11 protein-coding genes are annotated in these 12,716 nt (G+C 60.0%); 6 read left to right on the top strand and 5 right to left on the bottom strand.

Features of this window, described 5'->3' with window-relative positions; genetic code table 11:
- Positions 1-137: 137 nt before the first annotated feature.
- Positions 138-1,058 (top strand): MurR/RpiR family transcriptional regulator, encoded by a 921-nt coding sequence (locus tag KRR23_RS22040; protein ID WP_216744240.1) that lies wholly within the window; start codon positions 138-140, stop codon positions 1,056-1,058.
- Here the strand turns inward: KRR23_RS22040 and KRR23_RS22035 are convergent.
- Positions 1,031-1,927 carry a patatin-like phospholipase family protein gene (locus KRR23_RS22035; RefSeq protein WP_216744239.1) on the bottom strand — a complete coding sequence of 299 codons (897 nt, stop codon included), beginning with the start codon at positions 1,925-1,927 and terminating at the stop codon, positions 1,031-1,033. The genes KRR23_RS22040 and KRR23_RS22035 overlap by 28 nt on opposite strands.
- A 166-nt stretch (positions 1,928-2,093) precedes the next feature.
- Between KRR23_RS22035 and KRR23_RS22030 the strand changes: the two genes are divergently transcribed.
- A complete protein-coding gene (locus KRR23_RS22030; protein ID WP_216744238.1) occupies positions 2,094-2,705 on the top strand; it encodes a glutathione S-transferase in 612 nt (203 codons plus the stop codon).
- A 53-nt stretch (positions 2,706-2,758) separates the two neighbouring features.
- Here KRR23_RS22030 and KRR23_RS22025 read toward each other — a convergent pair whose 3' ends face one another.
- Together KRR23_RS22025 and KRR23_RS22020 are read right to left on the bottom strand one after the other, a co-directional pair.
- On the bottom strand, positions 2,759-3,061 hold the full coding sequence (locus KRR23_RS22025) for a hypothetical protein (RefSeq protein WP_216744237.1): 303 nt from the start codon (positions 3,059-3,061) through the stop codon (positions 2,759-2,761).
- Between the two features lie 576 nt (positions 3,062-3,637).
- Positions 3,638-4,711 (bottom strand): diguanylate cyclase, encoded by a 1,074-nt coding sequence (locus KRR23_RS22020; RefSeq protein WP_216744236.1) that lies wholly within the window; start codon positions 4,709-4,711, stop codon positions 3,638-3,640.
- 240 nt (positions 4,712-4,951) lie between these two features.
- On the opposite strand from KRR23_RS22020, the gene glcD reads away from it, so the two are divergent.
- The 4 genes from glcD to KRR23_RS22000 all read left to right on the top strand — a co-directional run bounded on the left by glcD (position 4,952) and on the right by KRR23_RS22000 (position 10,238).
- Positions 4,952-6,451: a glycolate oxidase subunit GlcD gene (gene glcD / locus KRR23_RS22015; protein WP_216744235.1), complete on the top strand. Its 1,500-nt coding sequence runs from the start codon at positions 4,952-4,954 to the stop codon at positions 6,449-6,451.
- Complete coding sequence (glcE, locus tag KRR23_RS22010) at positions 6,451-7,509, top strand: glycolate oxidase subunit GlcE (RefSeq protein ID WP_216744234.1); 1,059 nt, start codon at positions 6,451-6,453, stop codon at positions 7,507-7,509. Before glcD ends, glcE begins: the two co-directional genes overlap by 1 nt.
- A gap of 3 nt (positions 7,510-7,512) precedes the next feature.
- Positions 7,513-8,730 (top strand): glycolate oxidase subunit GlcF, encoded by a 1,218-nt coding sequence (glcF, locus tag KRR23_RS22005; RefSeq protein WP_216744233.1) that lies wholly within the window; start codon positions 7,513-7,515, stop codon positions 8,728-8,730.
- A gap of 110 nt (positions 8,731-8,840) precedes the next feature.
- Positions 8,841-10,238: a VOC family protein gene (locus KRR23_RS22000; protein WP_216744232.1), complete on the top strand. Its 1,398-nt coding sequence runs from the start codon at positions 8,841-8,843 to the stop codon at positions 10,236-10,238.
- A gap of 1,153 nt (positions 10,239-11,391) precedes the next feature.
- Here the strand turns inward: KRR23_RS22000 and KRR23_RS21995 are convergent.
- Together KRR23_RS21995 and KRR23_RS21990 are read right to left on the bottom strand one after the other, a co-directional pair.
- Positions 11,392-11,712: a plastocyanin/azurin family copper-binding protein gene (locus tag KRR23_RS21995; RefSeq protein WP_216744231.1), complete on the bottom strand. Its 321-nt coding sequence runs from the start codon at positions 11,710-11,712 to the stop codon at positions 11,392-11,394.
- A 13-nt stretch (positions 11,713-11,725) separates the two neighbouring features.
- The gene (locus tag KRR23_RS21990) at positions 11,726-12,697 is read right to left on the bottom strand and encodes a metallophosphoesterase (protein WP_216744230.1); all 972 of its coding nucleotides are present in this window, start codon (positions 12,695-12,697) and stop codon (positions 11,726-11,728) included.
- Positions 12,698-12,716: the final 19 nt, after the last annotated feature.

Raw genomic sequence — 12,716 nt, 5'->3', positions numbered from 1 at the left:
CGTTTCAGCACATGTCCGGCTGACCCACGGCTCAAGATTTTATTCACGCCTACCCTGTAGACTGCGCACAGCCAACCTATTGTCATGGGCAGCGCTTCACCGAGCGGCCCAATAAGAACAAGCCAGAAGGATCATTTATGTCCCGCACCGATCAGCCGGCTACCGCCGAGACCACGCCGCAAAGCGACCTCGCCAGCCCCCCGATCAATGCCGAACGCTTGCTGCAGCTGATCACCAACGAATACGAAAGCCTGCCGCGCCAGCTCAAACGCATCGCCAGCTACATGAGCCAGCAGAGCGACCGGATCATGGTCGACCGAATCAGCGACATCGCCCGCGAATGCGAAGTGCACCCTTCGGCCATCGTGCGTTTCTCCCAGCGCTTTGGTTTCAGCGGTTTCAGCGAAATGCAGGCGTTGTTCCGCGAGGCGTACACCCACAAGACCACGCCGGTGCAGAACTACCAGCAGCGCATTCGCAGCATGATCGCCAACAAATCGCAGAAGGCCAGCGGCGGCGACCTGGCGCGCGAGTGCATCAACGCCACGCTGTCAGGCATCGAACGCCTGGGCCTGGAGCTGGATGACCAGTCCTTCGAGAAAGCCGTGGACCTGGTGGTGAATGCCGACAACATCTACGTGGTCGGGGTGCGCCGTTCGTTCGCGGTAGCCGATTACCTGGTGTACAACCTGCAGCACACCAACAAGCGCATTCACCTGATCTCGGGATTGGGCGGCAGCTACCGCGAGCAAATGCGCAGCGTACGGGCCAATGACCTGGTGATTGCCATCAGCTTCACGCCCTACGGCAAGGAAACCCAACACTGCCTGCGTATCGCCCAGCACCATCAGGCGAAAACCCTGATCATCACCGACAGCAACCTGTCGCCGCTGGCCAAACGGGCAAATACCGTGCTGCTGGTCAATGAAGGTTCCTCGTTTGCATTCCGCTCCTTGAGTGCGACCTTGTGCCTGTGCCAGGCGCTGTTCATCGCCGTGGCCTATCGCCTGGAGCTGAAAATGGATGAGATTCACGAGCAGGTCGGGTTCGAGGACTGACCCTCACCGCCATGATGGGTGTGGGCCTGCAATGAGCCCGGCACCCCGGCGCGATTCAGCCCGCCGCTTTCGATCCAGGCCTGGGTTGACTGATAAGCGCGCTGCAGCAGTTGATCGGTCTGGGTGAAATCGAACACCGAGATCCCCAGCGGACACAGCGGCGCGACCACATGGATCGCCGCTCGCGGTGAATACAGTTCAATGTCGCGCACCAGTTGACGCATGCTCATCAGGTTCAAGGTGTGCAGCGCCAACGCCACCAGCCCCGAGGGCGGACTGGGGCAGTCACAACCAAAACCGGTCGGCACCACCACAACCCGCGTCGCGCCCAGGTACACCGCACTGGCAATCGGCGTATTGCTGGCCACGCCGCCGTCGATCAACAGCTTGCCGCCGATCTGCACACACGGAAACACCAATGGAATCGCCGCGCTGGCCAGCAACGCCTGCTCGACACTGCCGCTGGACAGCAGTTCTTCGGCGCCGGTGAGCAAATTGGTGGTGACGATGTGCAGCGGCAGTTCGGTGTCTTCGATCTGCTTGAAGGGCAATGCCCGCCGCACCAGATGCTCCAGCGCCGCAGACTGCAACAGAAAGCCCCTGCGCCGAAAAATCGCCGACAGGCTATCGAGCAACGAAAACGGAAACACATCGGCCTTGCGCAAACCGCGCCAGAAATCCGCCAGCTCGGCCACCCCTTGCGCGTTCGGGCGCGCAGCGAAGTACGCACCGTTGATGGCACCGACCGAGGCACCGATCACCATATCGAACGATACGCCCGCTTCGACCAGCGCCTGCAACATGCCGACCTGAACCGCACCGAGGCTGCCGCCACCGGCAAGGACGAGCGCAGTTTTTTCGGCGGGCATGACAGACCTCCAGAACCGTTCGGGTTTAGATACTCAAGCATAGCGGTTGAGCCCAAGGGCAGTCGGTTCGATGCCAGCGCATTAAACGTTTGTGACAGTGGCGAAGGTCATGGGTTTGCCGCTAAATTGGCGGCGCACTGTCTACGCATTATCAAAGGAGCTGTACATGAAGCTGATCGGAATGCTCGACTCACCTTATGTAAGACGCGTCGCCATTAGCCTGAAGTCGCTCGATATCCCGTTCGAGCATGCCTCGGTGTCGGTGTTCCGGCATTTTGCGGAATTCCAGCAGATCAACCCGGTGGTCAAGGCCCCGACGCTGGTGCTGGACAACGGCGAAGTGCTGATGGACTCGACCTTGATCATCGACTACCTGGAAGCCTTGAGCGGACCAGACAAGAGCCTGATGCCGACGCAACTGGACCAGCGCGTGCGTTCATTGCGGCTGATCGGCCTGGCCCTGGCGGCCTGCGAGAAGTCGGTGCAGATCTACTACGAGCGCACTTTGCGGCCGGCCGAAAAACAGCATGCACCGTGGCTGGAGCGCGTTGGCGGACAGTTGCTGGCAGCGTATTCAGCGCTGGAACGGGAACTGGAAAAGCAGCCACTGAAGATGGATGGCTCCCTCGGGCAGGACGGCATCACCCTCGCCGTGGCCTGGAGCTTCAGCAATCTGGTAGTGCCGGATCAGGTCAGTGACGCGCAGTTTCCGAAGATCCGCGCGTTCACTGCTTACGCCGAACAGCTGCCGGCGTTCGTCAGTACACCGATTACCTGAGACTGACCTGTGGGATTTGGTCATTCAAATTCTTAACTGACTGGCGGTAGCCGCTAGGGCTTCGTTTTGTACCCTTCCTCCAACTGCCCCACCCGCAGCTGAATCACTTCCAGCACCGCGCAACCTTCACGGGTGAGTAAATGCACACCACGGGTGACGCGGGTCAGGTCGCAATCGGAAATGCCTTTGAGGGACAGGCTGGTCAAGGTGTCCATCAGGTCGCGGACCACGGTAAAGCGGTGCGCGGCGCAGGCGGCCAGGTCGCTGAGTTCTTTGTGGGTGTTGATGAAGAGCACGGGGGTTGCGGAGTCGTAGGTGTCGACGGGGAGGTAGCGAGGCATGACTTGGTCGTTCATGGTTTTTACTCTTTGTTGAGCTTCCACCATTCGCGGCCAAACGAGAGAGGTGGCAGCTGTGCGAGGGTTGGCCGACCGGTAACGACCACACCGGCACACCCAAAGGTGTCCCGCGCACAGCTGCCATAACACGATGTTGCAGACACAAAAAAAGCGTCTGCAACGGTGTTTTTGACGCTGAAGCGTGATCATTGTCCGACCGGCCAAGGTCGTTCGCGGATTCTTTCCGCGAGCTCGAACTATAGGACCCGACGCTGAGACGCGGCAACAGGGTACGGTGTCGGAAAGGTCTTGGAAAGTTGTGGGGGGATTTTGAGGGTTGCGATCAGGTTGAGAACCACCCCTCACCCTAGCCCTCTCCCCAGAGGGTAGAGGGGACTGACCGAGGTGTTTTCGGGAGTTACTGCGACCTGAAAAATCGCGCCGAACACACCTGTGATCAACAACCCATAGTTTCTAGTACCCGAGTTCAACTCGGTTATTCAGGTCGCAGTCATTTGCCAGAACACCTCGGTCAGTCCCCTCGCCCCTCTGGGGAGAGGGTTAGGGTGAGGGGTGGCCTCAAGAGGCACACCCTCAAACCGCCCCCATCGCCACCCGCTGCACCAGCCCATCGGCATGGCAAATCACCCGATTACGCCCGGTGGTCTTGGCCGCATACAACGCCTCATCGGCATCGTTGAGCCATTGCAGGGCTTCGGTGTGCATCGGGTCAAACGCAGCCAGACCAATGCTCAGGCTGACTTTCAACGCCGGATTCTGTTCGTAACCCACCCCCGAAAACCGATCGCGCAAGGCGTCCATTGCCTGGGCAGCATGGGCCAGTGGCACGTCGGGCAGGATCACGCAGAACTCGTCGCCGCCATAACGCCCGGCCACATCGCTGGCGCGCAGGTTTTGCTTGAGGATTTTGCTCAACTGACGCAACACGATATCGCCAGCCACATGGCCGTAGCTGTCGTTGATGGTTTTGAAGTGGTCGATGTCGATCAAGGCAATCGCACCGCCCCGCTGCTGGCGCTGACAACGCTGGAACTCGACCTCCAGCGCATCTTTCCAGGCGCCGTGGTTCAACAGCCCGGTGAGGCTGTCGGTGCGACTCAGGGCCAACAGTTCGCGTTTGTGTTTGCCCAGCGTGTGGGCCTGACGAAAGCAGATCCAGCCCAACACCAAGGGGTAAAACGTCAGCAACGGCAAACAGGCATACAACTGAACAGGGCTGGTTTGCGCGATGAACACGGGAAAGAAGATCAGCCACCCAACGCCCATCCCCAGCAACTGAGCCACCGTGCCGAGGAGTAGAAAACGCAGGCCTCCAATGGCGACGTTGTTCATCGCCATCATTGACAACGTGGCAGTGCTGGGTAAGGGGTTGAACTGCATGGCCGCGACCCAGAATCCGCCCATGAACGCGTCGATCAGAATATTGCGGTGTTCGGCGTGATAAGGCGTGGGCGAACGGCGCGCCCATTGATAGGCCAGGTGCGGCCAGACAAGGCCGTTGAACAGCATCAGCGCCAACAGCCAATGCGGCGGTTTGAGTGGAATGATCGCCGCGCCCACGCAGAGCAGGCCCAGGACCATTCCCAGGGTTCGCGATGTGTAAAGCCTCCGTGCCAGTGAAAGTCCCTTTCCTCCGTTATGGTGCATAAGGGGACAAAGCTCCTCTTCACTACTGACCTGAAACTTCGAGTAACTCGGACAGGGATGTCTGGAAGTCTATCAGGGCGAGATCAAATAGCCATCACCGCTTGGCGGCCCGAAATAGCCCTGCCGGCAGGCCCACTGTCGAAATTTTGACTATAAATGACAAAGAACCCGGGCTTGAACACACACCCGTAGCAGCTGCCGAAGGCTGCGTTCGGCCGCTGCTACGAGGCTTGTCATCTGATGAACATTCTCTACGACGAACGCATCGACGGGGCCCTGCCTCCGGTCGACAAGGATGCCTTGCTCAACACCTTGCGCGAGCAGATGCCGGAACTGGACATTCTCTACTGCGAAGAAGAGCTCAAACCCTACGAGTGCGACGGGCTCTCGGCCTATCGAACCACGCCGATGCTGGTGCTGCTGCCGCGTTATGTCGAGCAGGTTCAAGCCGTGCTCAAACTCTGCCACGCCCATCGGGTGCCGGTGGTGGCGCGTGGTGCCGGCACCGGGTTGTCCGGAGGCGCGCTGCCGTTGGAAAAAGGCGTGCTGCTGGTGATGGCGCGCTTCAACCAGATCCTCCACATCGACCCCGCCGCCCGCACCGCACGGGTTCAGCCGGGGGTACGCAACCTGGCGATTTCCCAGGCCGTCGCACCGCTTGGCCTGTATTACGCGCCGGACCCGTCCTCGCAGATCGCCTGCTCGATTGGCGGTAATGTCGCGGAAAACGCCGGTGGTGTGCACTGCCTGAAATACGGCCTGACCGTCCACAATGTGCTGAAACTGGAAGTGCTGACGATTGAAGGCGAACACCTGACCTTGGGTTCGGACGCACTGGACTCAGCGGGTTTTGACCTGTTGGCGCTGTTCAACGGCTCCGAGGGATTGCTGGGCATCATCACCGAAGTTACGGTCAAACTGCTGCCCAAACCGCAGGCCGCCAAAGTGCTGCTGGCGAGTTTCGACTCCGTGGAAAAAGCCGGAGGCGCCGTGGCGGAAATCATCGCCGCCGGGATCATCCCCGCGGGTCTGGAGATGATGGACAACCTGGCCTTGCGCGCCGCCGAAGACTTCGTTCACGCCGGTTATCCGGTGGACGCCGAAGCGATTCTGCTGTGCGAACTCGATGGCGTCGAAGCCGATGTACGCGATGATTGCCTGCGGGTTCGCGCCGTGCTGGAACAGGCCGGCGCCAGTGAAGTGCGCCAGGCGCGTGACGAGGCGGAACGGGTGAAGTTCTGGGCCGGACGCAAAGCGGCGTTCCCGGCAATCGGGCGCTTGTCGCCGGATTACTACTGCATGGACGGCACCATCCCGCGACGCGAGTTACCTCGGGTGCTCAAGGGGATTGCCGAACTGGCCAGTGAATACGGTTTGCGAGTCGCCAACGTGTTTCATGCCGGCGACGGCAACATGCACCCGCTGATCCTGTTCGACGCCAATCAGCCCGGCGAACTGGAACGCACCGAAGCCCTCGGCGGCAAAATCCTCGAACTCTGCGTCAAGGTCGGCGGCAGCATCACCGGCGAGCATGGTGTCGGTCGGGAGAAAATCAATCAGATGTGCGCGCAGTTCAACAGCGACGAGCTGACGGTGTTTCACGCAATCAAAATCGCGTTCGACGCCAAAGGCCTGCTCAATCCCGGCAAGAACATTCCCACGCTGCACCGCTGCGCCGAGTTCGGTGCGATGCATGTCCACGGCGGGCAACTGCCCTTCCCCGATCTGGAGCGTTTCTGATGCATGCCGAACAGGACCGGGATGCCAGCGCGGAATTACTGGAACAGATCAACCAGGCCCGGGAGAACGCCACGCCGCTGCGCATTCAAGGCGCCAGCAGCAAGGCCTTCCTCGGTCGCGAGGTGGCTGGCGAGGTGCTCGACACCCGCGTCCATTGCGGCATCGTCAGCTATGACCCGACCGAACTGGTGATCAGCGCCCGCTGCGGCACTCCGCTGAGGGAGTTGCTGGCGGCGCTGGATGCGGCCGGGCAAATGCTCCCTTGTGAACCGCCCTCCTTCGGTGAGGACGCCACGGTCGGCGGCATGATCGCCTCGGGGCTATCGGGCCCGCGTCGCCCGTGGGCCGGCTCGGTGCGTGACTTTGTGCTCGGCACCCGGCTGATCGCCGGCAACGGTAAACAGCTGCGTTTTGGCGGCGAGGTGATGAAAAACGTCGCCGGTTATGACCTGTCGCGGTTGTTGACCGGCAGCTTCGGTTGCCTCGGAGTAATCACCGAAGTCTCGCTCAAGGTCCTGCCCAAACCGCGCCAGTGCCTGAGCATCAGCCTGGAACTCGACAGCGCCCACGCCTTGAGCAAACTCGCCGAATGGGGCCAGCAACCGCTGCCCATCAGCGCGGCGTGCCATGACGGCCGGCAATTGCACCTGCGGCTGGAGGGCGGCGAAGGTTCGGTCAGCGCTGCCCATCAACGCCTCGGTGGCGAGGTGCTGGACTCTGCTTACTGGCAGGCGTTGAATGAACAACAGCTGGAGTTTTTCGATGAAGGCTTGCCGCTTTGGCGTTTGTCACTGCCCAACAATCTCGGTCCACTGACACTGCCCGGCGAACAGCTGATCGATTGGGCCGGTGCGCAACGCTGGTTGAAATCCGAGGCGCTGAACATCCAGTCGCTGGCCGCTGATCTGGGCGGCCATGCCACCTGCTACAGCCACGGTGTCAGCGACAGCCCGTTCCAGCCGTTGGCGCCTGCGCTGTTGCGTTACCACCAACAACTCAAGGCCCAACTCGACCCTCAGGGTTTGTTCAACCCTGGCCGGATGTACGCGGAGTTCTGAAGCATGCAGACCACCCTCAGCGAACAGGCCAAACGCCTACCCCGCGCGGCAGAAGCCGAAAGCATTCTGCGCACCTGCGTGCATTGCGGGTTCTGCAACGCCACCTGCCCGACCTATCAGTTGCTCGGCGATGAACTGGACGGCCCGCGTGGGCGCATCTACCTGATCAAGCAAGTGCTCGAAGGCCACCCCGCCACCGCCCAGACCCAATTGCACCTGGATCGCTGCCTGTCGTGCCGCGCCTGCGAAACCACCTGCCCGTCCGGAGTCGATTATCACAACCTGCTGGACATCGGCCGCGCCGTGGTCGATCAGGCGGTACCGCGCTCGGCGAGCCAGCGCATGTTGCGCCAGGGCTTGCGGGCGATGGCGCCGAATCCCGGGCTGTTCAAGGCCTTGCTGCAGATCGGTGCAACCTTCCGGCCGCTGATGCCGCGCGATCTCGAAGCCAAACTGCCGCACGACATTCCGTCAGCGGGAGAATGGCCAACCTCGGTACATTCGCGAACAGTGCTGATGCTCGAAGGCTGTGTGCAGCCGGGTTTGTCACCGAACACCAATGCTGCCGCAGCGCGGGTGCTCGATCGACTGGGGATCAGCGTCAGCACCGTTAGCCAGGTCGGATGCTGCGGGGCGCTGGACTATCACCTCGATGCTCAGGAACAGGGGCTCAATCGCGCCCGCCAGAACATCGATGCCTGGTGGCCCGCGCTGGAAAACGGCGCCGAAGCCATCGTGCAAACCGCCAGCGGCTGCGGTGCGTTCATCAAGGATTACGGGCATTTGCTCAAAACCGATCCGGCCTACGCGGCCAAAGCCAAACGGGTCAGCGAGATGAGCAAAGACCTGGTGGAGATCCTGCGCAACGAACCCTTGGAGCGAGTGTGCGCAGCCACCGAACGACGCATCGCTTTCCACTGCCCGTGCACCTTGCAGCACGCGCTAAAACTCGGTGGTGCAGTCGAAGAACTACTGACCCGCCTCGGATTCAATCTCACCAGCGTGCCCGACAGTCACCTATGTTGCGGTTCGGCCGGGACTTACTCGTTGACCCAACCGGTGCTCGCCCGGCAACTGCGTGACAACAAGCTCAACGCTCTGGAAAGCGGCCGGCCGGAGCTGATCGTCACCGCCAACATCGGTTGCCAGAGCCACCTCGCCAGCGCCGGACGGACGCAGGTCAGGCACTGGATCGAACTGGTGGATCAGGTTTTGCGCTGAACGCAGCAGTCATTTGCAGAATGAAGTTCAGAAGAAACTTCGTTTGTCAGCGCCGCCTGTGCCGAACAGAATCGGTCTACTCCACTGTCACTGCGCCGGGATTCGTGTTTATGAGCAACCAGAACTTCGTCAGCCCAGACCTGATCCGCCAACGCTTCTCGCGGGCGATGTCAGACATGTACCGCGAAGAAGTGCCGCTGTACGGCGCCTTGATGGAACTGGTGGCGCAGACCAACGCCCAGGTGCTCGACAGCGATCCGGCGATTGCCCGACAGTTACGCAGCACAGGCGAAATCGAGCGACTGGACCTGGAGCGCCACGGGGCGATCCGCGTCGGCACCGCGCAAGAGCTGGCGACCCTCTGCCGTTTGTTCGCAGTGATGGGCATGCAACCGGTCGGCTATTACGACCTGACACCGGCCGGGGTGCCGGTGCATTCCACGGCGTTCCGCGCCGTGCATGAAAGTTCATTGCAAGTCAGCCCGTTCCGGGTATTCACCTCGCTGCTGCGCCTGGAGCTGATCGAAAACCCCGAGCTGCGTGCGTTTGCCGAATCGGTGCTGGCCAAGCGTTCGATCTTCACCGCACAGGCGCTAACGCTGATCAAGCACGCAGAACAACACGGCGGACTCAACGAGCAACAAGCCGAGGATTTTGTCGAACAGGCCCTGGAAACCTTCCGCTGGCACCACCGCGCCACCGTCACCGCCGCGCAATACCAGCAACTCAGCGCCCAGCATCGGCTGATCGCCGACGTGGTCGCCTTCAAAGGCCCGCACATCAACCACCTGACGCCACGCACGCTGGATATCGATATCGTGCAGGCGAAAATGCCGGAACACGGCATCACCCCCAAAGCGGTGATCGAAGGCCCGCCGCGCCGCCAGTGCCCGATCCTGCTGCGCCAGACCAGTTTCAAAGCGCTGGACGAGCCGATTGCGTTCACCGATCAGCAGCAAGCCCACGGCAGCCACAGCGCCCGCTTCGGTGAAATCGAACAACGCGGCGCTGCACTCACGCCTGAAGGCCGCGCACTCTACGACCGCCTGCTCAACGCCGCCCGCGATGAACTCAAGGACTTCCCCAACGAAGCCAACGCGGCGCGCTACAACAGTTTGATGGAACAGCATTTCAAGGCATTCCCGGACAGCTACAGCGAAATGCGCGAACAAGGCCTGGCTTACTTCCGCTACTTCGTCACCGAAAAAGGCTTGGCGGCTGTTAGCGACGAATTGGGGGCTACATCGTTGCAAGGCTTGCTGAAGGCCGAGTACATCCGTGCAGTGCCGCTGGTGTACGAAGATTTTCTACCGGTCAGTGCAGCGGGGATTTTCCAGTCGAATCTCGGGGATGCCGCGCAGACTCACTATGGCGAGCATTCGAACCGGCAAGCATTTGAACAAGCATTGGGACGATCGACTATTGATGAACTGGCGTTGTATGCCGATACGCAGCGGAGGTCGATTGAGGAGTGCTGCGCCGCACTTAATTTGCCGTCGCTGAGCTAGGCGACTCTTGCCCCACCGAAACCGGCACGCCAGCCCTAAGAGTTTTCGAGGGCAGCAGCACCTACACAGCAAGCCGCAGAGTGCGCGACGTAGTGGTCTTTTTGAGACTTTAACGACGAAAGTAAAATGACAATCATTTTTACAGGCGCCCCTTCATACATTCACTTAGGAAATACTCCGCACAGTGCATTTCCCTGATAACCATGAACGATAGGCCCTAATACCATAAGAGGGCCGCATGCATAAAATGGAGATTCCAAGGATTGTCCAGCGTGAAGCTTGCACACAGGCAACTTTAATGGAATGGGGAGAATGACAGCCCATAGCGTGATACCACACCACTCTCGCGTGGTCAGGTCGCTGTCTGTTTTCTGGTAGGTCAAGGGGATGCGCTCTTTTTCTTGCTCTGGCATTGATACCACTACCCCGACACAGCCAGTGAGAGACATGGATATTGCGGTTACGGCCAGTATGTTTTTTATAGAGCGCTTAGGGGGCATCAGTGGCTTCATCCGTAAAATCCATCAGTAAACAATGACGACAGTCGACAGACCTTGTCGAATCACGTTGAGACCACTCGCAAGGCCGTCAAGGCACAAATTAATCACGGAGATAGGCGGATCATCAGCAGAAACACAGGCTTCGGACATTTCCTGCACGTTGTAGCGGTTTTGGTGAACTTGTGCCGGGTGGGTCTCGCGAAACGACAACGTGTTTTTGCAGGACTTCGCGCGGGTGTTGGCGATTCCGCTGCGCGACGGTTGTGATTTGCTGGATGTGATCGGGCGACGGTTGCAAGCGCAGGTGTTGGCGCCGCAATAAAAAAGGGAACCCCCTAGGGTTGATGTCTGTCAGTTGCGCCTGACAGGCTCTGTTCTGATCCAAAATCCACCCCTCTCCCCAACCCTCTCCCCAGTGGGGAGAGGGGGAAGGGAGCTGATCTCCAGTGGTTTCTAGTCCTGAGTTCAACTCGATATTTCAGGTCGCAATATTTCGGAAGAGCTCCTCGGTCAGTCCCCTCGCCCCTCCGGGGAGAGGGTTAGGGTGAGGGGGATTTCGGATCAGCACAGAGTGTCCAGACGCTGAGCTTTCTTACTGACCAGCATTAACCCCTGGATCGCCTTTTTTTGGCCACGTTGCAACGCCCCTCCCCTCACTTCGCCCCACTGACAATAATCTTCCCAACCATTTGCGGGTGCAGTGCGCAGTAGTATTCAAACGTCCCCGGCGTATTGAACTGATAGGAAAACTTGTCGTTGGTGTCGAGCGCCGGTGAATGGAACACCTTGTGGGTTTCCATCACCGTATGGACCGTTTGATCGTCGTTGACCCAGGTCACGGTGGTGCCCACCGCTACCGTCACGTCCTTGGGAGCAAACATGAATTCCTTGATATCGATTTTGGTCCCTTCTGCCCATGCCGGTATCGACACCATCAGCCAACCCAGAACCACTACACGCAGTAAATGTTTCATGTCCGCGTCGCCCCTATACGAGTGTCGAATCGATCAATGCCAACGGATGATCGCCCTGCGTCGCCTTGACCTCGGTAATCCCCAGGTAGTTGCGCAGTTGATCGGCAGCCACGGTCATCGGTCCCGGTGCTGGCCCGACACCGGGTGCGGGTTGCGGGTAAGCCGTGCCGCGTGCGGTGTGGAAGGTGATGTTGCCCTCGACTTTCTGGATGACCTGATGGATGTGGCCATTGAGGACCGTCACCGAACCGTATTTGCGCAGCATGGCGATGGCCTGATCGCCGTCTTCGGTGCCCCAGCCCCACGGCTGATAGATCGTCCACAATGGAATGTGGGTGAACACCACAATCGGTGTGCTGGTGCTCACCGCCTTTAAATCATCCTGCAGCCAGGCCAGTTGCTCGGCACCGAGCGTGGCCTCGTGGCCGGCCTGGAAGTTAAAGACGTTGACCAGCGCGATGAAGTGCACGCCATGGTCGTTGAAGCTGTACCAGCCATTGCCTTTGGTGCCTTTGCCATAGCGCTCGAGATAGAGCTTGCCGCCGCCCTCATCGAGGGTGTCGTGCTCGCCCGGAATGTAGTGCACGGTTGAAGGCAGACCTTTGAGCACAGACGCGGCAGTATCGAACTCCTCCGGTTTGGAGAGGTGGGTGATGTCCCCTGTGTGCAGGATCAGCGAAGGCCTTTTCGGCAGCGCGATGACTTTGTCGATGGCGACCTGCAAGGTCTTCAGCGGTTCAGGATTGGCTTCCTTGTTGAAACCGATGTGCGAGTCGCTGATTTGCACGAAGTGGAAGGTGCTGTCCAGCGCTTTCGGGTCCTTCACCTGGCCATCTTCGCCCAGGGCGAACGCTCGCGGAATCCCACCGCTCAATGCCCAGATGACACCGGCGCCAGCCCACGCCGAGCACTTGAGCAGGTGTCTGCGGTCGGGGTCCAGGGGGCCATCTGTACGTTTTTCATGTGATGCCGGACGAATGTTCATGGGAACGCCCTCGTAGCGG

This window comes from Pseudomonas sp. CVAP#3 (genome assembly GCF_018986375.1).
In the GTDB taxonomy this organism is placed as follows: domain Bacteria; phylum Pseudomonadota; class Gammaproteobacteria; order Pseudomonadales; family Pseudomonadaceae; genus Aquipseudomonas; species Aquipseudomonas helvetica.
The sequence above is the reverse complement of the archived record's forward strand: the minus strand, read 5'-3'. Positions and strand labels throughout refer to the sequence as shown.

Bases quoted from the DNA above. Each gene is read 5' to 3' on its own strand.
- KRR23_RS22040 (WP_216744240.1), top strand. From the start codon at position 138: ATGTCCCGCACCGATCAGCCGGCTACCGCCGAGACCACGCCGCAAAGC.
- KRR23_RS22035 (WP_216744239.1), bottom strand. From the start codon at position 1,927: ATGCCCGCCGAAAAAACTGCGCTCGTCCTTGCCGGTGGCGGCAGCCTC.
- KRR23_RS22030 (WP_216744238.1), top strand. From the start codon at position 2,094: ATGAAGCTGATCGGAATGCTCGACTCACCTTATGTAAGACGCGTCGCC.
- KRR23_RS22025 (WP_216744237.1), bottom strand. From the start codon at position 3,061: ATGAACGACCAAGTCATGCCTCGCTACCTCCCCGTCGACACCTACGAC.
- KRR23_RS22020 (WP_216744236.1), bottom strand. From the start codon at position 4,711: ATGCACCATAACGGAGGAAAGGGACTTTCACTGGCACGGAGGCTTTAC.
- glcD (WP_216744235.1), top strand. From the start codon at position 4,952: ATGAACATTCTCTACGACGAACGCATCGACGGGGCCCTGCCTCCGGTC.
- glcE (WP_216744234.1), top strand. From the start codon at position 6,451: ATGCATGCCGAACAGGACCGGGATGCCAGCGCGGAATTACTGGAACAG.
- glcF (WP_216744233.1), top strand. From the start codon at position 7,513: ATGCAGACCACCCTCAGCGAACAGGCCAAACGCCTACCCCGCGCGGCA.
- KRR23_RS22000 (WP_216744232.1), top strand. From the start codon at position 8,841: ATGAGCAACCAGAACTTCGTCAGCCCAGACCTGATCCGCCAACGCTTC.
- KRR23_RS21995 (WP_216744231.1), bottom strand. From the start codon at position 11,712: ATGAAACATTTACTGCGTGTAGTGGTTCTGGGTTGGCTGATGGTGTCG.
- KRR23_RS21990 (WP_216744230.1), bottom strand. From the start codon at position 12,697: ATGAACATTCGTCCGGCATCACATGAAAAACGTACAGATGGCCCCCTG.